Consider the following 26721-nt stretch of genomic DNA (forward strand, 5'->3'; position numbering starts at 1 on the left):
ACTATCGTGACCCCATGAGAATCCGCCCGCGCGCCAGCCTCGGGCGGATCCTCGACGACCTCGGCACCACGGTGCTCGACGTCGCCGCCTCCCCGGGCGACCTCGACGCCGAGGTCACGGGCGTGCACATCTACGACCCCCTCGACGAGCTGATCGTGCCCGAGGGCGCGATGGTGCTCGCGGTCGGGGTGCAGGGCGCCGCCGACGTCTGCGCGCTGCTGGCCCGCGTACCCCACGCGGCCGGCGTCGTCGTCAAGCTGCCCGTCGACGTGGACGAACGCGTGCGCGCCGCCGTGCTGGAGACCGGCGTCGCCGTGCTCGGCCTGACCAGGGCCGCCTCCTGGGCGCAGGTGGCGGCGCTGGTGCGCTCGCTGCTCGCCGAGGGCGACCTGGCCGAGCCCGGCGAGGGGGCGCACGGCGACCTGTTCGCGCTGGCCAACGCCGTGTGCGCGCTGCTCGACGCGCCCGTCACGATCGAGGACAGGTCGTCGCGGGTGCTGGCGTTCTCCGGCCGGCAGGAGGAGGCCGACCAGGGCCGCGTCGAGACCGTGCTGGGCCGCCAGGTGCCCGAGCGCTACCTGCGGCTGCTCGACGAGCAGGGTGCCTTCAAGCGGCTCTACCAGAGCCGCGAGCCCGTCTACATCGAGCTGCACGACGGCAGCGTGATCAACCGGGTCGCCGTGGCGGTACGGGCCGGCGACGAGATCCTCGGCTCCATCTGGGCGGCCGTGCACGAGCCGCTCACCGGGCAGCGGCAGCGCGCGCTCGCCGACGCCGCCAAGGTCGTCGCGCTGCGGCTGCTGCACGAGCGGGCCGGCGCCGACACCCAGCGGCGGCTGCGCGCCGACCTGCTGTCCACCGTGCTCGCGGGCGGCGCCGACGCCGCCGAGGCGGCCGGCCGGCTGGGCATCGCGACCGCCCGGCTGTGCGTGCTGGCCGCCGAACTGACCGGCGCCCCAGGCGACACCGCCTCGGGGCACGCCGCCGACTACGCGGCCGACCACGCGCGCAGCGAGAGCGAGCGGCAGCGCTTCTGCGACGCGCTCGCCCTGCACGTCGCCGCCATCCACCCCAAGGCCGCCGCCGCGCTCGCCGGCTCCGTCGCCTACGCCGTGCTGCCCCTCACCCCCGGCGGCGGCGAGGAGGAGCGGGCCGTCCGCGTGGCCGAGAGCTTCCTCGCCAGGGTCGGCCCCCGCCACGCCGCCAACGTCGGCGTCGGCCGCCTCGCGCTCAACCTCGCCCAGGTCGCCCGCTCCCGCGCCGACGCCGACCGGGCCCTGCGCGTGCTGCGCACCCGGGGCGCCAGCGGGCAGGCCGCCGGCTACACCGCCGTGCACTTCGAGTCGCTGCTGCTCCAGGTCGCCGACGTGGCCGCCGCAGAGGAACAGGCGCCCACCGGCCCCTACCAGCGGCTGCTGGAGCACGACGCCGAGCACGGCACCGAGCTGGCCGCCACGCTGGGGGCGTACCTCGACGCGTTCGGCGACGTCAACCTGGCCGCCGCCCGCGTCCACGTGCACCCCAACACCTTCCGCTACCGGCTCAAGCGGCTCACCGAGATCGGCGGGCTCGACCTGAGCGACCCCGACGCCCGGCTCACCGTGCAACTCCAGATGCGGATCTTCGGACGCCAGCACTAGACGGCCGAGCTTTTTCGTGGCCGGCACCGAAGAACGCGCCACGGCGCAGCCGCGAAGGTGGACCTCACCCCCACGCTCGTCTGGAGTACCCATGAGAACACCATTCGCGGCGGGCCTCGCCGCGCTCGCCCTGCTCGCGGCCGGCTGCGGAGGGACGGGGGCGGAAGGCGGGCCGGCCGGGGGCGGCACGTTCACGTACGCGCTGCCCGCCGACCCGGGCGTGCTCGACCCCGCCATGGGCGTGCTCAACGTCACCAACACCACGCTCTCGCTCGCCTACGACACGCTGGTCGGCGTGGACGCCGAGGGCGAGATCGTCCCCGCGCTGGCGCAGAAGTGGGACGTCGAGCCCGACAAGGTCACCTTCACTATGCGCAAGGACGCCGTCTGCTCCGACGGCTCGCCCGTCACCCCTTCCGACGTGGCCGCCAGCGTCAACCACATCACCGACCCCGCCACCAAGTCGTCCATCTACGGCGTGCTGATCCCCACCGGCATGAAGGCGGAGGCCGACGACGCGGCCGGCACCGTGACGCTGTCCATGCCGGAGCCGTTCAGCTTCATCCTGGAGACGGGCCGCGCCGTCTTCGTGGTCTGCGGCAAGGGCGCCAAGGACCGCTCGCTGCTGGCCCGCTCCACCTCGGGCAGCGGCGCCTACCAGCTCACCGAGGCGGTGCCCGGCGACCACTACACGTTCAAGGTGCGCAGGGAGTACGCCTGGGGCAGGCCCGGCAGCTCCATCAAGGAGGCGCCGGAGACCGTCGTGCTGAAGATCGTCCCGAACGAGCAGACCGCCGCCAACCTCCTCGTCGCCGGCTCGCTCAACGGCATCACCCTCTACGGCCCCGACCGCGCCCGCGTGGAGGCCGCGCCAGGCGTCACCAAGGCGGTCACGCCGGTCGCCAACGGCCAGTTCTTCTACCACCAGGGCGACGACAGGCCCACCCGCGACCCCGCCGTGCGCAAGGCGCTCACCCAGGCCATCGACCTGAAGGAGCTGGCCGGCATCGCCTCCAGCGGCACCGGCAAGCCGCCCACCGGGCTCGTCCTGAACCCGCGCCCCTGCCAGGGCGACACCGTCACGGGACACGTGCCCGCGCACGACCCGGCGGCCGCCGCCGCGGCGCTCGACGCGGCCGGCTGGAAGGCCGGCGCCGACGGCGTGCGCGTCAAGGACGGCAAGCGGCTCACCCTGCGCCACCTGTACGCCACCACGCGCGGCGCCGGCGTCCAGGCCGCCGCCGAGTACCTCGCCACCGCCTGGGGCAAGATCGGCGCCGAGGTGAAGCTGAACGGCGCCATCGACACCAAGCTGTCGGAGTCGCTCAACGCCACCCAGGACTGGGACGTCGTCTGGCTGCCCATCGGCGTCACCCTGCCCAGCCAGCTCGTCGGCTTCCTGTCCGGCCCCGGCGCGCCCAAGGGCGCGAACTTCGCGCACCTGGCGAACAAGCGCTACCAGTCGCTCGTCGCCGAGGCGTCGAAGGTGCCCGCGGCCGAGGGCTGCGACAAGTGGCTGCAGGCCGAGTCGGCGCTGTTCGAGGCCGCCGACCTGGTGCCGGTGGTCGAGACGAACGTCCTGGAGGCGTCGAAGGGCGCCACGTACGAGATGCTCGCCGGGATGTTCACGACCACCTCCATCCGCCTCACGCAGGGGGGCTGATGAGCCGTCGTGTCGGCGTACGGCGGCTGGTGCGCTTCCTGGTGTCCCTGGCCGTGCTCGTGGTGGCGACGTTCGCGATAATCCACCTCATCCCCGGCGATCCCGTGCGCGCCGCCCTCGGCCCGGCCGCGCCGGTCGAGCTGGTGGAGGCGCGCCGGGCGGCGCTCGGCCTGGACCGGCCGCTGCCCGAGCAGCTCGTCACCTACGTGACCGGCGTCTTCTCCGGCGACTTCGGGACCTCGTTCGTCACCGGTGAGCCGGTCGGCGAGGTCATCCTGGCCCGCCTGCCCAACACGCTGAGCCTGGCCCTGCTCGCCACCCTCGTGGCGCTGCTGGTCGCCGTGCCGCTCGGCATGTGGGCGGCCATCCGCACCGAGAACGGCCGCAACCGCGGCACCGAGCTGACCTTCAGTGCCGGCACGGGTGCGGCGGTGGCGGTGCCGGAGTTCCTGTACTCGATCGCGCTGGTGGCCGTCTTCGCCATCGGGCTCGGCTGGTTCCCGCCCGCGGGCAAGGCGGGGGCGATCACGTACGTGCTGCCGGTCGCCGCGCTCGCGATCGGCCCGGCCGCCATGATCGCCCGCATCTCCCGCGTCGAGACGCTGCGCGAGCTGGGCAAGGACTACGTGCGGCTGGCCCGCGCCAAGCGCCTGCCCGCCGCCCGGCTGCACGTGCGGCACGTGCTGCCCAACACGCTCACCGCCACCCTCACCGTCGGCGGCCTGCTGCTGACCTCGCTCATCGCGGGCGGGGTGCTGGTCGAGTACGTCTTCGCCTGGCCGGGACTCGGGCTCAAGATCGTCGAGTCGGTCACCCAGAAGGACTACCCGGTGGCCCAGGGCGTGGTGCTCGTCTACGGGGCGATCGTGCTGGTCGTGAACCTGGGCGTCGACCTGGTGCTCGGCACGCTCGACCCGACGTCCGCGATCAAGGAGGCATGATGACCCCGCTGCTGGGGCGGCTGCGCCGGAACGCGCCAGGCGTGGCCGGGGCCGTCATCGTGGCGGCCATGGCCCTGCTGGCCGTGCTCGGGCCCATCATCTGGGGCGCCGAGGCCGACCGCATCGACGCCGCCGCCATCCTCCAGGGCTCCTCCCCAGGACATCCGCTCGGCACCGACAACCTCGGCCGCGACCTGCTGGCCAGGGTGCTGGTGGCGGGCCGCTACTCGCTGCTGCTGGCCCTGGCCGCCACCCTGATCGGCGCGTTCGCCGGCGTCGTGCTGGGCACGCTGCCCTCGATCCTGCCCAGGCGCGGCGCCCGCCTGGCCACCGGCACCGTCAACGCGCTGGTGGCCTTCCCAGGGCTGCTGCTGGCCATGTTCACGGCCGTCGTCAGCGGGCTCGGGGCGCGCGGCGCGGTGCTCGGCATCGGCGCGGCCATCGCCCCCGGCTTCGCCCGGCTCACCCAGACGCTGGCCGCCACCGTGGCCGGCGCCGACTACGTCTCCGCCGCCCGCATGCTCGGCGTGCCGCGCCGCCGCATCCTGACCAGGCACGTGCTGCCGAACATCGCCGAGCCGCTCATCCTGCACCTCACCCAGGCGCTCGGCGGCGCGCTGCTGGGCCTCGCCGGGCTGTCGTTCCTGGGGCTCGGCGTGCAGCCGCCGGACTTCGACTGGGGGCGGCTGCTGTTCGACGGGTTCCCGCGCATCTACGTCACCCCCGAGGTGGCGCTCGGGCCCGCCGCCGCCATCGCGCTGGCCGGCATCGGCTTCAACCTGCTGGGCGACGCCCTGGCCAAGGCCGCGGCGCGCACCACCGTGCCGCGCGGCCGGGCCGTGCCCGCCGCGCCGCCCGGTGAGCCGCCGGAGCCCGACCCGCAGGCCGTGCTGGAGGTGCGCGACCTGACCGTCTCGTTCCCCGGCGGCGCGTCCCCCGTACGGAACCTGTCGCTCACCGTCGCGCCCGGCGAGATCGTCGGCCTGGTGGGGGAGTCCGGCAGCGGCAAGAGCTTGACCGCCGCCGCGATCGGCGGCCTCGTGCCCTATCCGGGCGCCGTCACGTACGCGGCGCTGCGGCTCGGCGGCAAGGACGTCGCCACCCTGTCGGGCAAGGAGCTCGGCACCGCGCTCGCCATGGTCTTCCAGGACCCGCTGGCCGCGCTCAACCCCGCGCTCAAGGTGGGCGGCCAGCTCGCCGAGGTGGCGGTCGTGCACGAGGGCGCCGGCCGCGCCGACGCCCGCCGCCGCGCCGTGGACCGGCTCGGCCAGGTCCACCTGCCCGAGCCCGAGCGGCGCGCCGGGCAGCACCCGCACGAGCTGTCCGGCGGCATGCGGCAGCGCGCCGTCATCGCGATGGGCCTCATGGGCGCGCCCCGCCTCGTCATCGCCGACGAGCCCACCACCGCGCTCGACGTGACCGTGCAGCGGCAGATACTCAAGCTGCTGCGCGAGGTCGTCGAGGAGACCGGCGCGGCCACGCTGTTCATCTCGCACGACATCGCCGTCGTGGGCGAGCTGTGCGACCGGGTCGTCGTCATGTACGCCGGCCGCGTCGTCGAGGAGCTGCCCGCCGACCGGCTCGCGGACGGGGCCGCGCACCCGTACACGAAGGCGCTCATCGCCTCCCTGCCCGACCTCGACACCGACCGCGACACGCCGCTGGCCGGCATCCCCGGCACCCAGCCCGCACCCGCGGACGTCGGCCCCGGCTGCGCGTTCGCGCCGCGCTGCGAGCTGGCCACCGCCCGCTGCGCGAGCGAGCGTCCCGAACTCCTCACCCTCGGCCCCGGCCGGCGGGCCGCCTGCTGGGAGGTCAAGTGATCGTCAAGAACCTGAGCGTGCGTTTCGGCGCCTTCACCGCCGTGGACGACGTCACGCTGGAGATCCCCGACGGCAAGGTGGTCGGGCTCGTCGGCGAGTCGGGGTCGGGCAAGTCCACCCTCGGCAGGGCCGTGTGCGGGCTCGTGCCGCACACCGGCAGCGTGGAGGGGGCGCGGCGGGTGCAGATGGTCTTCCAGGACCCGTACGCGTCCCTGAACCCCCGCATGACCGTCGGCCGCACCATCGCGGAGGGCTGCGGCCCCGGCGAGGTGGAGCGGTTGCTCGGCCTCGTCCGGCTGCCCGCCGAGGTGGCCGGCCGCTACCCGCGAGAGCTGTCCGGCGGGCAGCGGCAGCGCGTCGCCATCGCCCGCGCGCTCGGCGGCGACCCAGAGCTGCTGGTGGCCGACGAGATCACCAGCTCGCTCGACGTGTCGGTGCAGGGAGCGGTGCTCAATCTGGTACGCGGCCTGCGCGACGAGCTGGGACTGTCGATGCTGTTCATCTCGCACAACCTGGCCGTCGTGCGGTACGTCGCCGACGTGGTGGCCGTCATGCACCGCGGCCGGCTGGTCGAGGTCGGGCCCGCCGAGCAGGTCGTCGGCGAGCCCGCGCACGACTACACCCGCGCCCTGCTGGCCGCGGTGCCGCGGCTCAGAGAGTGATCCACTCCGTGGCGGTGGTGACCTCCTCCAGCACGCCCGGGATCGGCTCGACCCCGAGACCCGGGCCCGTGGGCACCTCCAGGTGGCCGTCCACCAGCTCGAACGGCTCGGTGACGTCGGTCGCGAAGTAGCGGCGCGAGCCGGAGGTGTCGCCCGGCAGCGTGAAGCCGGGCAGCGCGGCCAGCGCCACGTTCGCCGCCCGGCCGAGGCCGGTCTCCAGCATGCCGCCGCACCACACCGCGATGCCGTTGGCCCGGCACAGGTCGTGGATGCGCCGCGCCTCAAGGTAGCCGCCGACGCGGCCCGGCTTGATGTTGACGATCGAGCACGAGCCGAGCGCGATCGCCGCGGCGGCGTGCTCGGCCGACTCGATCGACTCGTCCAGGCAGATCGGCGTACGCAGCCGCTGAGCCAGCTTCGCGTGCTGCACCAGGTCGTCGTTCGCCAGCGGCTGCTCGATCAGCAGCAGGTCGAACGCGTCGAGCCGGGCCAGCCTGGGCGCGTCGGACAGCGCGTACGCGGCGTTCGCGTCCACCTGGAGCAGCAGGTCGTCGCCGAACCGCTCGCGCACCGCCCTGACCGGCTCGACGTCCCAGCCCGGCTGGATCTTCAGCTTGACCCGGACGTACCCCTCGTCGACATAGCCCGCCACCGCGTCGAGCAGCTGCGGGATCGAGTCCATGATGCCGACCGACACCCCGCACGGCACCCGCGTCCTCGCCGCCCCCAGGAACCGGCCGAACGACTCGCCCGCCGCCCGCAGCTGCGCGTCCAGCACCGCCGTCTCCACCGCCGCCTTGGCCATCCGGTGGCCCTTGATCGGCTCGAGGGCGCCGGCCACCTGGTTCGCGTCGAGGCCGGCGGGCAGCGCGGGCAGCAGGAAGCGGCGGATCACCTCGGCGGCGCCGTCGACGTACTCGGAGGAGTAGAGCGGCTCGCTCATCGCCACGCATTCGCCCCAGCCCTCGGAATCGGGCGTCACCACCCTGACCAGCAGCACGTCACGCGCGGTCTCGGTGCCGAACGAGGTGCGGAACGGCGACACCAGCGGCATCGCGATCCTGCGCAGCTCCACTCCGGTGATCTTCACATGCTCTCCACTACGTAGTACGACTTCGCGGCGAACCCCGTCACCTTGCGGCCCTCCGCCATCAGCCCACTCAGCACATCACGGACGGCGTGCCGCCACGCCTTGCCCGCCCCCTTGTCGGCCCTGCGCAGCGCCTCGATGTCGGGCGGCACCGCGACCAGTACCACCGGCGCGTCCACCGGGCCGGGAGCCGGCCGGCCGCCCTCGTCGGCCAGCGCCACCACCGCGCCCTCCGGCGCCGGCGTGTCACCGGGCTCCCGCCTGGCCAGCGCCTCGACGTGCGGCGCGGTCAGCGGCCATGAGGCCAGCAGCCGGTCGGACTCGTCGCCCTGGTTGATCGCGTCCTCCATGACGCCGTAGAAGTACGGCAGGTACTCCACCGGGCGCGCGCCCAGCTTGGCCAGGTTGAAGTGCGCGTTGCGGCGTACGAGCGGGTCGTAGGTCCAGGTGATGTGGGTCAGGCCGCGTTCGAGCGCCCAGCGGCGCTGGTGCTGCTTCAGCTCGAACCCGATGCCCCGGCCCGCGACCGAGCCGGTGACGTGGGAGTGCAGGGCGTTGCCGGCGGCCAGGAACCCCACGGAGCCGCCGACCAGGCGCCCGCCGTCGAAGGCGCCGGCGACGTAGCCGCCCGCGTGCGACAGCGCGCGCATCAGCTCCATCGTGATGGGCGGGTCACTGGAGCCGAAATCCCAGATGTCGTCGAACAGCGTGTAGACGCCCTCCAACTCCGGCATCTCGTGGAGCTCCCTGACCTCGATCAACGTCTCACCCTTTCCCCTCACTGAGGTTCCATGGCGACGTTATGCCATGGAGGGGCGCCCGGGATTCGTCCGCTACCACCAAGAGGGCGGGGGTCTTTCGTAGCGGAACCTCAGGGCGGTCTCAGCACGGTCTCAGCGCGGTCTCAGGAGGCCGCTTCGGCGTGCAAGGCGATGCCGATCCTGCTCGGGGCCTCCTGGCTCAGCCGTACGGACTCCAGCGGCACCGTCACCTCCGGCGTACGGTAGCGGCCGCCGGAGAACCGGTCGGCCAGCCGCGCCCGGATGGCCGCCGCCGACACGCCGCCGTCGAGCGAGCTGCGCCCGTCGCGCCTGATCTCCGCCGAGCACGGCCCCGGCTGCGCCGCCAGCGCCAGCCCGGCCACCGTCGCCCCGGCGAGCGGCCCCGCGTCGTCCCTGGTCCAGCCGTAGTGCCAGATGCCCGCCGCCACGACCGGCGCCGCAGGGCACCCGCCCGGCGCGGTGAGCACCACGTCGGCCCCCTGCAGCAGCAGCTCGGCGATCTCCTCGGCCCCCCGCGCGACCGGCCGCCCCACCCGCAACCCGGGGAATTCGGGCACCGGCCCGTCGAGCGTGTAAATGATCTTCACTCCGGTGGCACAGGGCGGCGGCCCGCTGTCGTGCCACCCGCAGACCACGACGTCAGCCGGCGCACCGGCCGGGGGGATGGGCGACACAGCGGGCTTCCACGTGCCGATGCGCAGCATGCTCCATGACTACCCTTCGCCGCGAACCGTAACACACCGTCATGTCGTGGTGATCAGCGCAGGCTGCGGGCGTCGAGCCGGCGCAGGATGCGGGAGACGATCGCCGGGTCCGCCGCGGGGTCACGGCGGGCGTCCAGCACGACCTGGCGGGCCGCCGACATCATCTCGCCCTGCACCCGGCGCATCAGCCTGACCCGGCGGACCCGCTGCTCGTACGCCTCGCGCCGCTCCTCGTCGGCGGCCTCGGGGCTGAGCCGCACCCCCATGTCCAGCAGCCGGCGGTTCAGCACCTCCATCACCTCCTCCGGCAGGTCCTCGGCCTCGTCGATCTCGCGCAGCCGCCGCTTGGCCGCCTTCGCCGCCGCCACCGCCAGCCGCTTCTCCAGCTCCCGCTCCGCCGCCGTGTCCGCCTTCACGCCCAGCTTGCCCACCAGCCACGGCAGCGACAGGCCCTGCACGATCAGCGTCGTCAGGATGACCGCGAACGCGATGAACACGATGACGGGACGCTGCGGGAACGCGCCGTCCTCCGTCTCCAGCGGGATGGCCAGCGCCAGCGCCACCGACGCCACCCCCCGCATGCCCGCCCACCACATCACCACCGTCTCCCGCCAGCTCAGCGGGATCTCGGTGTCCTCGTGGCCAGGACCGCGCGCCTTCTTCGCCAGCCAGGCCGCCGGCAGCAGCCACACCAGCCGTACGAGGACCACCACGCCCACCACGGCGGCGCTCCACCACAGCAACTCGCCCAGCCGCCCGTGCACCGTGCCGAGCACCGCGTGCAGCTCCAGCCCGATCAGCCCGAACGCCACCCCGGTCACCAGCGTGTCCACGACCTGCCAGAACGTCGTCGAGGCGAACCTGCCCAGCACGTCGTCGGCGTCCGACATGCGTTCGCTCAGGTAGAACGACGTCGTCAGCACGGCCAGCACGCCCGAGCCGTGCAGCTGGTCGGCCAGCGCGTACGACACGAACGGCACCAGCAGCGACACCCCCACCTGCAACGTCGCGTCGCCCAGCCACGCCATCAGCCGCCCGCCCAGCCAGCCCAGCGCCAGCCCCACGATGACGGCCACCACCGCCGACAGCACGAACTCGGTCAGCGCCCCCGGCCACGAGAACGTGCCCGTCACCACCGCCGCGATCGCCACGTGGTACAGCACGATCGCCGTCACGTCGTTGAACAGGCCCTCGCCCTCCAGCAGCGACACCATGCGCCTGGGCAGCCCCAGCCGGCCCGCCACCGCCGTCGCCGCCACCGGGTCAGGCGGGGCCACCAGCGCGCCCAGCGCGATCGCCGCGGCCAGCGGCAACCCCGGCACCAGCGCGTGCGCCACCCCAGCCACGGCCGCCGTCGTCACGAACACCAGCGCCACCGCGAGCAGGAAGATCGGCTGCCAGTTGGCCGCGAACTGGCGCCACGAGGTGCGCTGGACGGCCGCGTACAGGAGCGGGGGCAGCAGGAGGGGCAGCACGATGCCGGGCGGTACGTCCACGTTCGGGACGAAGGGCAGGACGGCCATCACGATGCCCAGCAACGTCATGAGCACCGGCGGCGGCAGGCCCAGGCGGTCACCCAGCGGCACCATGATCAGCGCCCCCAGGAGCACCAGCATGAGCAGCACGAACTGGTCCACGAACGCCCCCAACTGATCGCCCGGACCAGCCTAGTCCAGCGTATTCGCCCACCCCGAGAACTCCCACCTTTCTGCCGCTCACCCCCTTCGAAGACCCTCCCGTCGGGCGGGCTCGCGTCCTTGGGGGTGGGGTGGGAACCCCACCCTTTCGGGTGCTTACGCCCTTCGGGGGCCCTCCCGTCGGGCGGGCTCGCGTCCTGGGGGTGGGTGGGGACCCCACCCTTTCGGGTGCTTGCGCCCTTCGGGGGCCCTCCCGTCGGGCGGGCTTGTGTCCTTGGGGGTGGGGGCGGGGGCCGCACCCTTTCGGGTGGCTTGCGTCCTTCTGAGGATCTCCCGCCTCTCGGGCTCGCGTCCTTTGGGGTGGGGAGGAGACGGCTCGTGGGGTGATGGGGTCAGTGGTCGAGGGTGTGGAGGGTGTGGGGGAGGGAGCCCAGGGGGAGGGCGCCTGACTCCGTGCAGGCGATGACGTCGGCCAGGCGGGCGCCGAACAGGTCCGGTACGTGGATCGCCGGCTCCAGGCAGAACGTCATGCCCGCGGACAGGACGGTGTCCTCGCCGGGACGGGGGCCCTCGTCGGGGCCGAGGCCGATGCCGTGTGCGACGTGCGGGGAGGCGTAGCGGCCGTACCCGCTGCCGTCGATCACCTCCGCGACCGCCGTGGCCACCTCCGACATCGGAACGCCGGGACGTACGGCGGCCAGCCCCGCCCGGTACGCCGCCGGCACCACCGAGTACATCGCGTCGAAGTCCTCCGGAGGCTCGGCCACCACGAACACCCGGGCCGCCTCCGCGCAGTAACCGCCCCACCGCCCGCACACCGACACGGTCACCGCGTCCCCGGGGTTGATGACCCGGTCGCCGGGCACGTGCGAGGGCCTGGCCGTGTGCTCTCCCGCCGCGACCCGCAGCGCCGCCACGTGTTCGCACCCCGACTCGACCAGCAGCAGCCCCAGCCGCCTTGCCATCTCCCGCTCGGTCACCCCGAACCAGGACAGCTCCCGCACCCCCGCCAGCACGCCCTCCGCCGCAGCGACGGCCCGCCTGATGGCCGCCACCTCGCCCGGCTCCTTGCACAGCCGCAGCGGCGCCAGCACCGCCGAGGCCGGTACGAACTCCGCCTCGATCGCCAGCCCGAACAGCTCCCGCACCCGCATCTCGGCGTCCACCCCGACGCGCCGCGCCCCTGAGGGCACCACCGAGGCGGGATCGTCCGTCTCGGCCACCACCTCGGCCGTCACCACGAGGAACGCCCCTTCGCGTCCACCCAGAAACCGGTAGTCGGGAGAGGGCCGCAACACCAGCGCATCCACCCCGGCCGCGACCATCCCCTCCCGCACCGCCGCGATCCGCCCGGCCACCAGCCCCACGACCGGCTCAGCCGCGAACGCACCTGGCGAGCCGGCCTCCGCCGCGTCCAGCGGTCCCACCGCTGACCCGGCCGCGGGCCCGCCGCCTGGTCCGCGGCCGAGCCCGGGCTCCTGATCGGAGGCGGGCCGTTCGCCTGGCGCGTCAGGTGGCGGGGTCACGCGGGCTCGTGGAGCCAGCAGGCGACCGGGCCGAAGGCCGGCTCCTTCTCGCGGCACACGTCCATCACCGAGGGGCAGCGCGGGTTGAAGCGGCAGCCCGACGGCGGGAAGGCCGGGTCAGGGACGTCGCCGGGCAGCTCGGCGGGCAGGACACCGAGGCCGTCCGGCTTGGGGATAGCGCCCAGCAGCGCCTCCGTGTACGGATGCCGCGGCCGCGCCCACACCTCGGCCGTGTCGCCCACCTCGACGATCTTGCCGAGGTACATGACCGCGATCCGGTCCGCGATCAGCCGCACCACCGACAGGTCGTGGCTGATGAACAGCAGCCCGGCCCCCGACGACACGGCGAGGTCCCGCATGAGCCGGGCCACCTGCGCCTGAGCGGAGGCGTCCAGCGCGGAGATCGGCTCGTCCCCGATGAGCAGCCGGGGCCGTGCGGCCAGCGCCCTGGCGATGGCGATGCGCTGCCGCTGCCCGCCGGAGAACTCGTGCGGATGCCGCCCGGCGAAGTCGCGCGGCAGCCCGACGCGTTCGAGCAGATCGGCGGGCGTAGTGGAGGTGTCCCCCGAGGTACGCAGCCCGTCGGCGATCTGGTCGCCCACCCGGCGCCGGGGGTTCAGGGACGCGTACGGATCCTGGAACACCATCTGGATGCCGGTCAGCTTCCTGCGCCGCAGCCCGAGCGGCGTCACCGGCTCGCCCTCGAACGCGATGGACCCGGCCGTCACCGGGTTCAGCCCGCAGACCGCGCGGGCCAGCGTCGACTTGCCGCAGCCGGACTCCCCGACGAGCCCGACCACCTCGCCGGGCCGCACCTCCAAACTGGCCCCCGCGACGGCCCGCACCACGGGACGCCCGGGTGAGCGGTGCTCCACCACCAGGTCGTCGATGGTCAGCATGCTCAGCGCACCTCCGTGTCGGGCAGCGAGTCCAGCAGCGAGCGCGTGTAGGCGTGCTCGGGCTCGCGCAGCACGCGCCCGCGCGGGCCCGACTCCACCACCAGCCCGTCCTTCATCACGCTCACCTCGTCGGCCACCGCCGACATGACGCCCAGGTCGTGCGTCACCAGCAGCACGGCGAGCCCCAGCTCGTCGCAGAGCCCGCGCAGCAGCCGCAGCACGCCGGCCTGGACGGTGACGTCCAGCGCCGTGGTCGGCTCGTCGGCGATCAGCACCTTGGGGGAGCAGGCCAGCGCGATGGCGATCGCGATGCGCTGCCGCATCCCGCCGGAGAACTGGTGCGGGAAACGCCCGTACGCCTCCGCGGGCCCGGGGATGCGGACCTTGCCGAGCAGCTCGACCGCCCGCTCCTTCGCCTCGGCCTTGCCCAGCCGCAGGTGGTGCCGCATGTGCTCGGTGAGCTGTGTGCCGATGGTCAGCATCGGGTGCAGGCTGGTCGCCGGGTCCTGGAAGACCATGGCGACCTCGCCGCCGCGCACCCGGTTCAGCTCCTTGGGCGGCAGCCGCAGCAGGTCGCGCTCGCCGAGCGTGACGGACCCCGACGCCTTGGCGCCGTGCGGCAGCAGGCCGAGCACGGCGAGCCCGGTCATCGTCTTGCCCGAGCCGCTCTCGCCGGCCAGCCCGTGCACCTTGCCGGCCTCCAGCCGCAGGTCCACGCCGCGCAGGACGTCCTTACCGCCGATCGTCACCTTCAGGTCCGCGATGTCCAGCGTCACAGGGCACGCTCCTTGATCGCGCGGGCCGTACGGGGGTCGAGGGCGTCGCGCAGCGTGTCACCGAGGAAGTTGAACGCCAGCACCACGGTCAGGATCGCCAGGCCGGGGAACGTCGCCACCCACCAGCTGTCGAACACCTCCACGCCCGACGCCACCATCGCCCCCCACTCGGGCGAGGGCGGCTTGGCGCCCAGGCCGAGGAACGACAGGCCCGAGAGCAGCAGCAGCGCCGTGCCGATGTCGAGGGTGGCGAGCACCAGGACGGGGCCGGTCACGTTCGGCAGCACGTCCACCCGCAGCGAACGCCACACCGAGAAGCCCAGCAGCCGCCCGCTCAGCACGAACTCCCGCTCCCGCACGCCCAGCACCAGCCCGCGCGTCACCCGCGCGTACGCCGGCCAGGCCACGACCAGCACGGCCAGCACCGCGTTCGTCAGGCTCGCGCCCAGCGCCGCGGCCACCACCATGGCCAGGATCACCGTCGGGAACGCGAACACCAGGTCCGCCACCCGCATGATCGTCTCGTCCACCCAGCGGCCGAAGTAGCCGGCGCACGCGCCCAGCAGCCCGCCGATCAGCACCGACAGCACCACCAGCAGCAGCGTCAGCGGGATCGACACGCGCGCCCCGTACATGACCCGGCTCAGGATGTCGCGGCCGAGCTGGTCGGTGCCGAACCAGTGGCCGGGCCCGGGGGCGGCCAGCCGCGGCAGCTCCTGCGCCAGCGGGTCGTGCGGCGCCAGCGCGGGCGCCGCCAGCGCGATCACCAGCCAGGCCACCGCCAGCACCGCGCCGACCACGGCCAGCGGCTGCCGCCACGCCTCGGGCAGCCGCCGCAGCAGCCCCCTGCGGGCCAGGGGGTCCCGCCGTCTCATTGCAGCCTCACTCGGGGATCGATGACGCCGTACAGGACGTCCACGATCAGGTTGATGACCAGGTACACCACGCCGACGACCAGGCCGACGCCCATCACGGCGGGCAGGTCGAGGGTGGTGGCGCTCTTGTAGGCGTACTGGCCGACGCCCGGCCAGGCGAAGATGGCCTCCACCAGCACCGTGCCGGACAGCAGGCTGCCGAACGCCAGGCCCGCGACCGTGATGACGGGCACGAGGGCGGAGCGCAGCACGTAACGGAACAGGATCGTCCGCCCGGGCAGGCCCTTCGCCCTGGCCGCGCGCACGTAGTCCTGGCCCAGCACCTCCAGCACCGCCGAGCGGGTGAAGCGGGTCAGCAGCCCGATCGTGTAGAGCGCCAGCACCAGCGCCGGCGTGACCAGGTGGCCGACGGCGGAGGTGAAGATGTCCCAGCGACCGGCCAGCAGCGCGTCCACCGTCTGCAGGCCCGTCACCGGCGGCGCCGAGCCGAGCGCGGCGTCCACCCGGCCGCTGCCCGGCGTGATCTGCAGCCGGTAGAAGAAGACGTAGAACGCCACCAGCGCCAGCCAGAACGTCGGCACCGAGATGCCGATCAGGCTCAGCACCCGCAGCGCGTGGTCCGGCAGCCGGTCCCTGCGCAGCGCCGCCACCACCCCGAACGCCACGCCCAGCACCAGCGAGACCAGGATCGCCGCGCCGGCCAGCTCCAGCGTCGCCGGCACGAACTCCGCCAGGTCCTGCGCCACCGGGCGGTGGCTCTGCTGGCTCGTGCCCAGGTCGCCCTGGACCAGGCCCTGCAGGTGGATCAGGTACTGCTGCCACAGCGGCTTGTCCAGCCCGTGCTCGGCCCGCCACTGCGCCACGATGGCGGGGTCGCCGAGCGCCCGCTGGCCGAGGTTCGCGGCCACGGGGTCGCCGGGGACGAGGTTCGTCAGCACGAACGTCACCAGCGTGATGCCCCACGCCATGAGCACGGCCAGCAACACGCGCCGCACGAGGAACCGTACCAGCGGATGCCCGCCCCGCCGCCCCGCCTTCTTCTGGGCCGGGACGGGGGCGGCGGGCGGGCCCGCCGCCGGTTCCTGGGTCTCCGACACTTGGGACGTCCCCTACTTCACGCCGAGGTCGGCGACGTCCACCGTCCACACCGGGTGGTACTCGAGCCCGGTCACCGACGCGGCCGTCACGATGTTCTGGCTCGGCTGGATCAGCGGCACGAACGGCCCCGAGGCGTTCAGCTTCGTCTGGACGTCCACGTACGCGGCCTTGCGGGCGTCGTCGCCGATGGCCGCGGCGGCCTGCTCACCGGCGGACTCCAGCTCCTTCGACGCCCCCTCCTTCCAGCCGGCCCGCAGCCCCACGGTCTTGCCGGGCAGGAACGCCAGGTAGTCGCTCGGGTCGGGGTAGTCGGGGCCCCAGTACCACAGCCCCATCTCCTCTTTGCCGTTGCGGTAGTTGTCCAGCGCCGTCGTGACCGGCGCCGGCTGCAGGTCGACCGTGATGCCGACCTCCTTGAGGTTGGCCTGGATGCGCTCGGCCAGCGGCTGGAACGACAGGCCGTTCACGGTCAGCTCGCTCGGGTACTCCAGCTTCACGGCCGGGTTCGACAGCCCGCTCTCGGCCAGCGCCGCCTTGGCGCCCTCGACGTCCCGCTTCGCGCCCTGGTCGGCCGGCAGCGCGCCGAGCAGCTGCGACGGGATGATGCCCGGCGCCTGCGTCGAGCCCTCGCCGGCCAGCTCGAGCAGGCCCGCGTAGTCCACGCCCTTGCGAACGGCCTCGACGAACTTCGGGTTCGTGGTGGTCTTGCTGACCGCGGAGTCCTGGTTGGCGAGCAGGAAGAGCACGTTCGCCGAGGGCGTCTTCTTCACCTGCAGCGTCGGCGGCATGCCGGTGACCTGGTCGCCCGACAGGTTGAGCGCCACCTGGCTGTCGCCGCGCTGCACGTTCAGCTTCTGGGTGGCGGCCTCGACGTTGCGGATGACGACCTTGTCGTAGGCGGGCTTGGCGCCGTAGTACTTGGGGTTCGCCTTCAGCGTGACCTGGCTGCTGACGTTGAACGACTCGATCTCGTACGGGCCCGACCCGGCCGACGTCGAGTTGAGGTACTGCTCGGCCTTGTCCTGCGGGTCCGTGGTCGCGCCGTGCTCCTTGGCGACCTTGCTGTTGATGATGCCGAGCGCCGGGTTCGGCAGGATGTACGGCAGCGCCGGGTTCGGCGTCTTCGACGTCAGCGTGATCGTCGAGTCGCCCTCCTTGGCCACCTCGACGCCGTCCAGCAGGAACGACGGCGTACCCTTCATGTCACGCACCCGCGTGAGCGAGAACACCACGTCGTCGGCCGTCAGCGGAGACCCGTCGGCGAACGTGGCCCCCTGCTTCAGCTTGAGCGTCAGCGTCTTGCCGTCCTCCGACAGCTCGTACGACTCGGCCAGCGCCGGCACCGGCTTGGTCACGTCGGCCCCGTCGAACGTCAGCAGCGTCTCGTAGATCGCCTTGCCCACGATGAGTCCCGTCGGCTCGTACGTGCGGCCGGGGTCAGCGGTCTTCAGGTCGAAGGAGGTGTCGATGACGAGGGTCTTGCCCCCGGCGGCACCCGATGCCCCGGAGGTGGGAGTGGTGCCGCCGCTTCCGCAGGCGGCGAGGGCGAGTGCACCGGCGAGCAGCACAGCCGCCGTCTGCGAGCGGGTCGCCATGTAGGTCCTCCAAGGTTGGACGTTCGGCAGAAGGATGTCGAGGATTGTGCGGCAGAACGTCCAGGCTCCGTGCGGTCGGCAAGACGGATATAAAGAGCGGTGAGGTAATGATGAGTGAAATTTCCAGAAATGGTGCCACGGGGGGCGGTCAGCCTGGACGGATCGGAATCGGTCTCGAGCTGGACGAGATCCATATGAAGATCCTCGAGGTGCTCAGGGAGAACGGCCGCATCTCCGTCGCCGCCCTCGCCGAACGCGTCGGCATCTCCCGCGCCAACGCCTACACCCGCTTCGAGGCGCTGCGCGCCGACGGCGCCATCAAGCGCTTCACCGCCGAGATCGACCACGTCAGGACCGGGCTCGGCATCACCGCGCTCATCTTCGTCACCGTACGGCAGCAGATGTGGAAGCAGTTCAGGGCCGAGCTGGCGCGGATGCCCGAGGTCGAGTACTGCGCGATCACCACCGGGCAGCACGACGCGATGATCCAGGTGCGGGTCTCCGACGTGGCCGCCGTGCACACCATGGTGACCGACCGGCTCGCCAACATCCCGGCCGTCAAGGCCACCGAGACGGTGTTCATCCTGGACGAGGTGCTCAAGCGGCCGTACGTGCTGCCCAGCGACCGCGACCAGGCCGCCCGCGCCCAGCGCCGCCCCGCCCCTGAGACCCAGGGCGACGTGCCCCTGGGCAAGATGCGCTTCGTCGGCGCGGCGGAGGGCCGCGCCGCCCTCCGCAAGGACACCTGACCTCGCTCGCCCGCCGGGGTGAGCCGCCCCTTCCGGGGAGGTCACCCCGGCTTCGGGGTGGTCAGGGGAGTTCGGCGCAGACGCTGACGTGCGGGGTGTCGTCGCCCTCGAAGGTGAACTCCTCCACGAGCCGCAGGCGTCCGTCGTCGCCGGTCTCGATGCGGCTGGTGCCCGTCCCGGCCGCCTTGCCGCCGGTCACCAGGGCGTGCACGTAGGAGATCGTCACCTCGGCGCCGTCGCGCGTCCCCACGAAGCGGCCCTGGGTCACGGTGTCGCCGGTGTAGCTGCCCCACACGAGCCCGTCGTCCTCCCAGTACTCGAACCGTGTGGGACCATCGGGGTTGACCTTGCTCGCCGTCGAGCTGACCATGACGAATTTACGACCGTTGAGATTCACGCGGTCCATGGTCCCGACAATCCCGAAATTTCATCATTCGGCTGGACATCTTGTGAGACATCACGTCAACTTCCCGGCAATCCGTCCAGTCCGCCACCGCCTCTCCACGGCGCCGCCACACGGCTAGTCCACCCACCCGCAGACGAAGGCGCACCACGGAAGGCGGCACGCGGCCCCCACACCTCCGGCACCCCTTCGGGCGGTGGGGTGTCGTGAGGCGGTGTGAGGCGCCTGCGCCTTCGGCTGCCCTTCGGGCGGGGGACATGGGAGGCGGTGTGGGTCCGGGGCGGTGGCGGCATGGCTACGTGCGGCGACCGCACCGGCGTGACCGCGGGGACCCGGCGCCGGTCTGGCGAGGGCCGGCAGTGCGGCGTGGCAGCTGCTCCACGGGGTCCTGCGGGCACCATCCCCTGCGCCGGCGAGGACACCGGCCGTCCCTCCGCGAACGGCCTGGACGTCCTCACCCGCGCCCCTCCCACAGGGACGCTCACATAGTGCGATTTTTCGTACGATTGCGCCTCAGGGTCCGGCCCAGGGATTACCCCGGGGTAGGGCTCTGGGTCCCTTAACGTAGTGATCTTCGCGGCGGCTCGCCGGAGGTATGGGCTTGCCCGGGACTTTACCTTTGAGCGCCTGACGCCATCATTGCACTGTGTGATAGTAATGTGACACTGCGTATCCGAAAGAGGTCCGGGAGATCTTCATGGCGTACACGCTCTCGATCTTGGCGGCGGTGGGCGCGGTGGCGCTCACCGCGCTGGTGTTCAGACGGGTCAAGAGAGCAGGCGAGGACCGTGATCCGAGCGGCCCGTCCGCCGCGCACGCCGGGGCGATGCTGTCGGCGATGTTCCTGCTCGTGTTCGCCATAGCGATCATCGTCCCCTGGACGACGGCCGACGCCGCGAGGCTCAACACCCACGCCGAGAGCCAGGCCGCCGTCGACGCCTACTGGGCCGCCGCCGAGTTGCCCGGCAGCGCCTCCGAAGAGGTGCGCAGGTCGCTGCGGGAATATGTGGCGTTCGTGGTCAGGGACGAGTGGCCGCTGATGAGGGAGGGCCGCATGCACCCCGTCGGGGCCGAGCGCATGGACGACCTCCGCGCCCGCGTCACCGCGCTGCCGGTGGCCAACGACGACGAGGAGGACGCCAAGGCGCAGGTGCTCGAACATCTCCGCGCCATCTCCACCGCCCGCGCCCAGCGCACCGCCGACGCCGCCGCCCGGCCTCCGGACGGCCTGCTCTTCCTGACCGTCCTCACCGGGGTGCTGGTCGTCATCTTCCCGTTCCTCGCCGGTGCCAGGCCGCGCGGGCTCGCGATCCTGCCGCTGGTGGCGACCGCGGCGCTCATCGGGTTCGGCACGTACCTGACGTGGGACATCTCCCGCGCCTTCGACGGGCCCCTGGCCGTGGGGCCGGAGGCGTTCAGGGGAGCCCTGGACGAGTTCGCCCGGATCACCGGAAAGGTGTGACCGTGGGAGCAAGGCGCGGCCCGCTCCTGCTGGCCACCGCCCTGATCACCGCCACGTTCACCGGCCCCGCCACCACCGACCTCGGCCCTCCCCCGCAACGTGGCGCGCTGACCGCAGCCGACCGAGCCGCGCACCAGGCGCACGCTCCGGGCACGGCACCGCTCCCGCGGTATGTGCCGATGGCGGCGGAGGGGAAGCGGGGGGTGGTGCGGGTGGCCTCGCGGCGGGCGCGGATGGCGGCTCGTGTGACGGAGCCGGGGCGGGTGCCGCCGCCTCGTAAGCCGGCTCGGCCGGTCGTCAAGCAGCGGCCGGTGCCCAAGCCCGGCGCGGTGCCCAAGCCTCGTGCGGTGCCCAGGCCGCGGCCCGTGCCCAAGGTGTCCGTGCGGCCGCCGGCGCCGCCCAAGCGGGTCAGAGTCGGGCGGGACGTGCGGGTGCCGCGGGTGTGGGTGCAGAGCTCGCCTCGGCCCAGGGTGTCGATCGCGATGCCGGACGCGAAGCGGCATGCCGCGCCCAAGGTGACGGTGCCTCAGGTGACCGTTTACCCGGACGGGCTGTGTGCGGGCGACGTCCAGCTGGGGGAGTGCCCGCGCGGGCGGCCCCGGCAGGTGCAGCGGGGCGTGCCGCCGCTCGTACCGGCTGAGGTGGTCCTGCCGCCCACCCCGACGCTCACGCCCACTCCCACGCCGTCCCCGACGCCGTCCCCGCGGTCGCACGTCATCCGGGCCGAGCCGGCGGAGCGGCGGCGCAACCCGTTGAGCACCGTCCTGCTCACCGTCGTCCTGGTGACGGCGATCACCTCGACCACCGCCGTCGCCTTCCGCGCCCGCCGCTGACCGCGCCCGCCGTCCACCGGTTCCGGCCGGTGGACGGCGGCCGGGTTCAGGTGGCCGGGTTCAGGCGGCCGGGTTCAGGACGCCAGGGAGCTCAGGGCCTTGGTGCGGGTCTGGAGGGTTTCGCGGAGGGCGGTCGCCTCCTCGGCCGCCTTCGCGGTGTCGGCTCCGGCATTCCGTCCGTACGCCGCCAGCGCCTCGTCCAGCAGCTTCGTGGCGGTGCCGCCGGCCAGGAGCTCCCGGTACAGGGCGGCGTACTCGCGCTCATAGAGCTTCTTGAAGCCGGCGTCCTTCAGGAAGCGGTCCTTCAGCGCGTGTCCCATCATCCGTGGCCCGCCACCGGCGGGCGGCTGGGCCTGCTGATCGCCCTGGGCCGCTCGTTGCGGGCGGGCGCCGAAGCCCCGGCTGATCGTCTCCTCCGGGCCGGCCGTGGCGTCGCCGCTGAACGCGAAGTTGAGGTCCCAGCTGATCACGCGGAACTTTCGGGTGCCGAGGTCGTACCAGAGGTAGTAGTTGCGGCCGGGCCCGGACATGTCGTCGAAGTTCAGCAGCAGGTTCTGCAGCGCGGCGTAGCGGGCGAACGACTCGACGTCCAGCCGCTCGGCCAGGCCCTTCGCGAACTCCTCGTCCGACGCCTCCTCCACCCACTTGATGAAGCCGATGACCGGCTGCAGGTCCCGCTCGCCCTTCAGGTTCACCTGCTTGAAGTCGTCGACGTACGCGGTCTGGTCCTCGCCCTGGTAGGCGAAGCTGCTGGAGGCCAGCGACTTGTACAGCACGCCGTCACCGAGCCGCTCGGCGTACCCCTCGTCCAGGTACTCGACGAGCAGCCGCGGCTTGGACGCGCGGCCGTTGACGGAGAAGGAGGAGTAGGCCGAGCGCTGGGTCGGCTCCCCGGCCGCCCCCACCATGGCGATGGCCAGCGCCTCGTTGAGCAGGGTCGAGGACTGCTGCGCGGCCGGGCGTACGGCGATCTGGCTGTGGCCCTGGTAGCGGCGGCCCGCCACGAACTCGTCGAAGCTGATCAGCCACGGCAGGTTCTCCGGCTCCTCGGCCTTGAGCTGCCCGAAACCGGCCCGCCCGCCGCCCGGCGGCCGTCCCACCCCGGGCGGCTGCCCGTCGCCGGGTCGCTGTCCCACCGCGGGCGGCTGCCCGTCGCCGGGTCGCTGTCCGTTCTCCGGGGGCTGCGCGTTCCCCGGAGGCCGGCCGTCGGCCGGGGGCTGGAAGCCCTCCGGCGGTCCGCCGCCGCCCGGCCTGACGCGCGGCCTGGACTGTCCCTTCCAGGTGAACCCCTGCAGGGTCGAGTTGCCCTTGAGCCGGATCCCCACGCTCGGGATGCGGGTCCCGTCGATGGTGAGATCCGCCTCGACGTACTTCTTGTCGCCGTCCTTGAAGTACTCGGTCAGCATGTCCTGGTAGCCCTCGTCCCGGAACGTGAGCGTCACCTCGTGCGGCGTGGCCGCGTCGAACAGCTCGCGGGTGCCGGTGAGGTTCTGGACGACGGTGTCGGCCTGGGCGGTGCCGGAGGTGGTGACGTACGGGCGGATGGTCCCGCTGCCGAACACCCCCCAGCACGCCACCAGGAACACCGCGCACAACGCGACCAGCTTCCAGTTCTGCCGGAGTTTGACGGGGATGCGGTGCTTGAGTGCCATGACGGGGCCCTCACAGGTCGGTCTGGTCGTACCCGGTCAGGACCGTGACGTTCTGGCCGTGGTTGCGCTCGCGCAGCGCGGCGATCACGTCCGCGGGCTCGCTGCCCTTCTTGATCTTGACTGTGTACATCAGCTCCATGAGCGCCCCGGCCCTGATCGACTCCATGCTGACCAGCTCGAACTCGTCGGTGTGCCGGACCAGCACGTCCTGGATCGCGTGCGTGTAGTCGTCGTCGGACGGCACCTGCACCTTGACGACCTGCCGCCGCACGTTCAGCTGGAACCAGTTGAACCGGTGCATGATCATGATGATCAGCGAGATCGCCACGGCGGCGACCACGGCCAGCAGGTAGAACCGGGTGCCGACGGCCATCCCGACGCCCATCACCAGGAAGATGAACCCGACGTCCCTGGTCTCCTTGATCGCGTTGCGGAACCGCACCACCGACAGCGCGCCGACCAGGGCGAAGGCGCGGGCGATGTTCGAGCCGACGACGAGCATGATGAGCGAGATCAGCATGCCGAGGATGACCAGCGTCTGCACGTACGACTGGCTGTAGGAGACGTTGCGGTGGGTCGCCCGGTAGACCCAGCCGATCATGGCGCTGAGCACGAACGACAGGGACATCGCGATCGCGATGTCGGCGACGCTGAACGTGCCCGACAGGTCCTGAAATGAGAAGTCCACGGGGGGTCACGCCTCCTTGGCGGCGGTCATGGCCGGCGGGCGGCCGTTGAAGGGGTCCAGGTCGTGGCCGGGGATGTGGAACAGGGAGCGGGGCGCCCGTCCGTACGCCTCCACGCTCTGGCAGTACTTGGAGACCCGGACCACCTGGAGGTTCCGCTCGGCCGTGAGGTCGGTCAGCCAGTACGGCACCCGCTCGTCGGCCTTGACCTCCATGATCACTTTGCCGGGCGGGACGATGAACCGGTTCTCGGCGTCGGCGCCCAGGTGGAAGTCCCTGTCACGCCCGCGTACCCGCTGGTCGAACGTCACCCGCAGGCCCACGTCGGCGCCGCGGCCGACGTACGCGTGCCGCTGGTAGCCGGTCATCGCGGTCGCCCGCAGGTCGAGGCGGCAGACCAGGTCGAGCACCTCGTCCAGGAAGGCCCGCTCGGACGGCTCGTGCGCGACCATCGCGCGCCCGTCGCACAGCGCGACGGCGTCCCGGTACGGCAGCCGCACCCGCCGCTTCTGCGTGACCCGGTTGACCCGCTGCTTGATCTCCACGAAGACCGGGGTGTCGCCGGTGACCTGGAACCGGTCGCCGTAGTGGCGGATCCGCAGCTTCCTGCGGAACTTCAGGCCCTCGATCTTCTCCCAGTAGAAGCGCAGGCCCCGGGTGTCGTAGTAGACGCTCCAGATGCCGTAGCCGTTCTCGCCGCTGTGCTCGTCGCGGTCGAGCAGGCGCTCCATCTCGGCCCGCAGCTCGCCGGCCGTGGCGGCGTCGACCAGGTACTTGATCTCGTACCGGTTGAACGCGTGCAGCCTGCTGGGAGCGCGCAGGGCGTGCCCCGCCTCGCCTGGGGGAGAGTGTGGGGCGGCGGGCTGACCTGCGGAGATGGTACGCCTGCGGAATCTGCGCAGCATGTCTCTCCTTTCGTGTCCGTCCATATGTGACCGCAACAAGCTGGGAATAGTGTGTGAACTCCCGCTTACGCTGAAGTCCGACAGGGAGGTGGACGTGGCCGAGACGGCGACGACCGGGACACTGGCCGGCGAGCTGGCAGAGGTGATGGCCGAGCTGGCCGCACTCGCGGACCCGAAGATCCGCGAGGTGAACGAGCGGCACGGCGACGACCACGCCGTGAACCTGGGCAAGCTGCGCGCGATCGCCAAGCGGCTCAAGACGCGGCAGGACCTCGCCCGCGCGCTGTGGGAGACGGGTGACAGCGCGGCGCGGCTGCTGGCGCTGCTGGTCTGCCGGCCGAAGGCGTTCGAGGCGGACGAGCTGGACCGCATGCTGCGCGAGTCCCGCACGCCCAAGGTGCAGGACTGGCTGGTCAACTACGTGGTGAAGAAGAGCTCGCACGCCGAGGGGCTGCGGGTGACGTGGTTCGCCGACCCCGACCCGGTGGTGGCGAGCGCGGGCTGGGCGCTGACCGTCGAACGGGTGTCCAGGAAGCCCGAGGGTCTCGACCTGGCGGGGCTGCTGGACGTCATCGAGGCGGAGATGAAGGACGCCCACGAACGCCTCCAGTGGGCGATGAACCACTGCCTGGCCCAGATCGGCATCGACCACCCCGGGCACCGCGCCCGCGCCGTCGCCATCGGGGAGCGCCTGGAGGTGCTGAAGGACTACCCGACCTCGCCGGGCTGCACGTCCCCTTACGCGCCCGTCTGGATCGAGGAGATGGTGCGCCGCTCGGGCTGACCCGGCGGGCCCTCCACGGGCAGCAGGACGCGGAACGCGGTGCCGTGGTCCGGCGCGCTGCGCGCCTCGATGCGGCCGTCGTGCGCGGCCACCAGCGCCGCCGCGATGGCGAGCCCCAGGCCGGTGCTGCCGCTCTCGCGGGAGCGGGCGGAGTCGGCGCGGTAGAAGCGGTCGAAGACGTGCGGCAGGTGGCCGGGGTCGATCCCCGGCCCGTCGTCGCGCACCTCGACCACGACCACCGGCCCCCGCACCTCCCCGGCCCCCGCCCAGGTGACCGCCGCCCCAGGGCGATCGCCGGCGTCCGGCCCCTGCACGTCGTCGCGGCCGTGGTCGCCGGGATCCCGGTTGCCGAGCAGGACCTGGACGGTGGTGCCCTCCGGGGTGTGGGTGAGGGCGTTGCCGACCAGGTTGGCGAGGACGCGGTGCAGGCGGTGCTCGTCGCCGGTCACCCGTACCGGGTGGTCGCCCAGGACCAGCTCCACCGCACGGCCGGGGTCGCGGGCCCGCGCCCCGTGCACCACGTCGGCCGCGATGACGTGCAGGTCCACCTCCGTCAGGTCCAGGGCGCGCTCCTCGTCCAGGCGGGCGAGCAGCAGCAGGTCCTCCACCAGGACGCCCATCCGCTCGGCCTCCGCCTCGATGCGGCCGAGGATGCGGGCCACGACGGGATCGGGGCCGGGCCGGCCGTGCCGGTACAGCTCGGCGTACCCCCTGATGGAGGTGAGGGGGGTGCGCAGCTCGTGCGAGGCGTCGGCGAGGAAGCGGCGCAGGCGCTGCTCCGAGTGTTCGCGCTGGTGCAGGGCCTCGCCCAGGCGGCCCAGCATGACGTTCAGCGCCCGGCCCAGGCGGCCCGTCTCGGTGCGCGGGTCGCTGTCGGAGACCCGCCGGTCCAGCTCGCCCGCCGCGATGGCGGTGGCCGTGCGTTCCATGCGGGTGAGCGGGCGCAGGCCGAGGCGGACCACGACCAGCGCCACCGCGCCCAGCAGCACCAGCACGAGGACGCCTGCCGCCGCCTCGATGAGCAGGAGCTGGCGTACGGTGCTGCGGTTGGACTCCAGGGAGAGCGAGACGGCGGCCCTGTTGCCGTCGGGCAGGCGCACGAACATGGTCCGCCATTCGGCGCCGCCCGCCATGTCGGGCACGGTGAAGGGGCCGCGCGGCGGGTGGGCGAGCAGGGCGGCCGACACGTCGGGGCCGTCGCCGTCGCCGGGCAGCCGCCGTACGACCGCGCCCGACCCGGTGAACACGGTGACCCGGAACAGGGTGGGCAGCTCCACCTCGCCCCGCGGCCGGGGCGGTGGCACGGGAGCGCCCGGCGGCGGCGGACCCTGGCGGAACGTCGCGGCGAACCCGGTGAGCTGGGTGTCCACGCGCGCCAGCAGCGAGCGGTCGAGCAGCAGCACCCCGGCCGCCGCGAACACCGCCAGCGCCGCCGCCGACAACGCGAGCAGCGCCGCGAGCAACCGGTGCCGCAGCGGCCACGCCCGCGCACGGGGAAGGGAACGACCCGTCATCGGGCCCGGTCGCTCTCCTGAG

24 protein-coding genes are annotated in these 26721 nt (G+C 72.9%); 9 read left to right on the forward strand and 15 right to left on the reverse strand.

The window, feature by feature from the left end:
- The first annotated feature begins 14 nt into the window (after positions 1-14).
- From AB0K18_RS32400 to AB0K18_RS32420, 5 genes are all read left to right on the forward strand, one after another.
- On the forward strand, positions 15-1640 hold the full coding sequence (locus AB0K18_RS32400) for a helix-turn-helix domain-containing protein (RefSeq protein ID WP_364921925.1): 1626 nt from the start codon (positions 15-17) through the stop codon (positions 1638-1640).
- 91 nt (positions 1641-1731) lie between these two features.
- Positions 1732-3303 (forward strand): ABC transporter substrate-binding protein, encoded by a 1572-nt coding sequence (locus tag AB0K18_RS32405; RefSeq protein ID WP_364921928.1) that lies wholly within the window; start codon positions 1732-1734, stop codon positions 3301-3303.
- The gene (locus AB0K18_RS32410) at positions 3303-4244 is read left to right on the forward strand and encodes an ABC transporter permease (RefSeq protein ID WP_364921931.1); all 942 of its coding nucleotides are present in this window, start codon (positions 3303-3305) and stop codon (positions 4242-4244) included. The genes AB0K18_RS32405 and AB0K18_RS32410 overlap by 1 nt, the downstream gene beginning before the upstream one ends.
- Positions 4241-6067, forward strand: coding sequence for a dipeptide/oligopeptide/nickel ABC transporter permease/ATP-binding protein (locus tag AB0K18_RS32415; RefSeq protein WP_364921934.1), 1827 nt, complete (start codon positions 4241-4243; stop codon positions 6065-6067). The genes AB0K18_RS32410 and AB0K18_RS32415 overlap by 4 nt, the downstream gene beginning before the upstream one ends.
- Positions 6064-6729, forward strand: coding sequence for an ATP-binding cassette domain-containing protein (locus tag AB0K18_RS32420; protein ID WP_364921937.1), 666 nt, complete (start codon positions 6064-6066; stop codon positions 6727-6729). Before AB0K18_RS32415 ends, AB0K18_RS32420 begins: the two co-directional genes overlap by 4 nt.
- On the opposite strand, the gene menC is transcribed toward AB0K18_RS32420, so the two are convergent.
- From menC to AB0K18_RS32470, 10 genes are all read right to left on the reverse strand, one after another.
- Positions 6719-7819 carry an o-succinylbenzoate synthase gene (menC, locus tag AB0K18_RS32425; RefSeq protein WP_364921940.1) on the reverse strand — a complete coding sequence of 367 codons (1101 nt, stop codon included), beginning with the start codon at positions 7817-7819 and terminating at the stop codon, positions 6719-6721. The two genes, AB0K18_RS32420 and menC, sit on opposite strands and share 11 nt — an antisense overlap.
- Positions 7816-8601, reverse strand: a complete 786-nt coding sequence (locus AB0K18_RS32430; RefSeq protein WP_364921943.1) for a GNAT family N-acetyltransferase — start codon at positions 8599-8601, stop codon at positions 7816-7818. The genes menC and AB0K18_RS32430 overlap by 4 nt, the downstream gene beginning before the upstream one ends.
- Positions 8602-8723: 122 nt before the next feature.
- Positions 8724-9305, reverse strand: coding sequence for an acyclic terpene utilization AtuA family protein (locus AB0K18_RS32435; RefSeq protein WP_364921945.1), 582 nt, complete (start codon positions 9303-9305; stop codon positions 8724-8726).
- Positions 9306-9358: 53 nt separating this feature from the next.
- Positions 9359-10942 (reverse strand): Na+/H+ antiporter, encoded by a 1584-nt coding sequence (locus AB0K18_RS32440; protein ID WP_364921947.1) that lies wholly within the window; start codon positions 10940-10942, stop codon positions 9359-9361.
- A gap of 392 nt (positions 10943-11334) precedes the next feature.
- Positions 11335-12369: a M24 family metallopeptidase gene (locus tag AB0K18_RS32445; RefSeq protein WP_364921950.1), complete on the reverse strand. Its 1035-nt coding sequence runs from the start codon at positions 12367-12369 to the stop codon at positions 11335-11337.
- Between the two features lie 95 nt (positions 12370-12464).
- The gene (locus AB0K18_RS32450) at positions 12465-13367 is read right to left on the reverse strand and encodes an ABC transporter ATP-binding protein (RefSeq protein WP_364921953.1); all 903 of its coding nucleotides are present in this window, start codon (positions 13365-13367) and stop codon (positions 12465-12467) included.
- Positions 13368-13369: 2 nt separating this feature from the next.
- On the reverse strand, positions 13370-14143 hold the full coding sequence (locus AB0K18_RS32455) for an ABC transporter ATP-binding protein (RefSeq protein ID WP_364921956.1): 774 nt from the start codon (positions 14141-14143) through the stop codon (positions 13370-13372).
- Entirely contained in the window at positions 14140-15018 is an 879-nt protein-coding gene (locus AB0K18_RS32460) for an ABC transporter permease (protein WP_355423046.1), read from the reverse strand. The genes AB0K18_RS32455 and AB0K18_RS32460 overlap by 4 nt, the downstream gene beginning before the upstream one ends.
- Positions 15015-16115 carry an ABC transporter permease gene (locus tag AB0K18_RS32465; protein WP_364921959.1) on the reverse strand — a complete coding sequence of 367 codons (1101 nt, stop codon included), beginning with the start codon at positions 16113-16115 and terminating at the stop codon, positions 15015-15017. The genes AB0K18_RS32460 and AB0K18_RS32465 overlap by 4 nt, the downstream gene beginning before the upstream one ends.
- 12 nt (positions 16116-16127) lie before the next feature.
- Positions 16128-17711: an ABC transporter substrate-binding protein gene (locus tag AB0K18_RS32470; protein WP_364921962.1), complete on the reverse strand. Its 1584-nt coding sequence runs from the start codon at positions 17709-17711 to the stop codon at positions 16128-16130.
- Positions 17712-17821: 110 nt separating this feature from the next.
- Between AB0K18_RS32470 and AB0K18_RS32475 the strand changes: the two genes are divergently transcribed.
- The gene (locus AB0K18_RS32475) at positions 17822-18460 is read left to right on the forward strand and encodes an Lrp/AsnC family transcriptional regulator (RefSeq protein ID WP_364922099.1); all 639 of its coding nucleotides are present in this window, start codon (positions 17822-17824) and stop codon (positions 18458-18460) included.
- A 61-nt stretch (positions 18461-18521) separates the two neighbouring features.
- On the opposite strand, the gene AB0K18_RS32480 is transcribed toward AB0K18_RS32475, so the two are convergent.
- On the reverse strand, positions 18522-18866 hold the full coding sequence (locus tag AB0K18_RS32480) for a hypothetical protein (RefSeq protein ID WP_364921965.1): 345 nt from the start codon (positions 18864-18866) through the stop codon (positions 18522-18524).
- Between the two features lie 694 nt (positions 18867-19560).
- On the opposite strand from AB0K18_RS32480, the gene AB0K18_RS32485 reads away from it, so the two are divergent.
- Both AB0K18_RS32485 and AB0K18_RS32490 read left to right on the forward strand, forming a co-directional pair.
- Entirely contained in the window at positions 19561-20325 is a 765-nt protein-coding gene (locus tag AB0K18_RS32485; protein WP_364921967.1) for a hypothetical protein, read from the forward strand.
- A gap of 2 nt (positions 20326-20327) precedes the next feature.
- Positions 20328-21158, forward strand: a complete 831-nt coding sequence (locus tag AB0K18_RS32490) for a hypothetical protein (RefSeq protein ID WP_364921969.1) — start codon at positions 20328-20330, stop codon at positions 21156-21158.
- 74 nt (positions 21159-21232) lie between these two features.
- Here the strand turns inward: AB0K18_RS32490 and AB0K18_RS32495 are convergent, their stop codons facing one another.
- The 3 genes from AB0K18_RS32495 to AB0K18_RS32505 are packed head-to-tail and all read right to left on the reverse strand — an operon-like array spanning position 21233 to position 24401.
- The gene (locus AB0K18_RS32495) at positions 21233-22810 is read right to left on the reverse strand and encodes a CotH kinase family protein (protein WP_364921972.1); all 1578 of its coding nucleotides are present in this window, start codon (positions 22808-22810) and stop codon (positions 21233-21235) included.
- Positions 22811-22820: 10 nt separating this feature from the next.
- Positions 22821-23498, reverse strand: coding sequence for a DUF4956 domain-containing protein (locus AB0K18_RS32500; RefSeq protein ID WP_355423023.1), 678 nt, complete (start codon positions 23496-23498; stop codon positions 22821-22823).
- 6 nt (positions 23499-23504) lie between these two features.
- A complete protein-coding gene (locus tag AB0K18_RS32505; RefSeq protein ID WP_364921975.1) occupies positions 23505-24401 on the reverse strand; it encodes a polyphosphate polymerase domain-containing protein in 897 nt (298 codons plus the stop codon).
- Positions 24402-24546: 145 nt separating this feature from the next.
- Here AB0K18_RS32505 and AB0K18_RS32510 point away from each other — a divergent pair, with 145 nt between their 5' ends.
- Entirely contained in the window at positions 24547-25185 is a 639-nt protein-coding gene (locus AB0K18_RS32510) for a DNA alkylation repair protein (RefSeq protein ID WP_364922102.1), read from the forward strand.
- Here the strand turns inward: AB0K18_RS32510 and AB0K18_RS32515 are convergent.
- On the reverse strand, positions 25140-26699 hold the full coding sequence (locus AB0K18_RS32515; RefSeq protein ID WP_364921977.1) for an ATP-binding protein: 1560 nt from the start codon (positions 26697-26699) through the stop codon (positions 25140-25142). The two genes, AB0K18_RS32510 and AB0K18_RS32515, sit on opposite strands and share 46 nt — an antisense overlap.
- Positions 26700-26721: the final 22 nt, after the last annotated feature.

This window comes from Nonomuraea sp. NPDC049421 (assembly GCF_040677005.1).
GTDB lineage: Bacteria > Actinomycetota > Actinomycetes > Streptosporangiales > Streptosporangiaceae > Nonomuraea > Nonomuraea salmonea.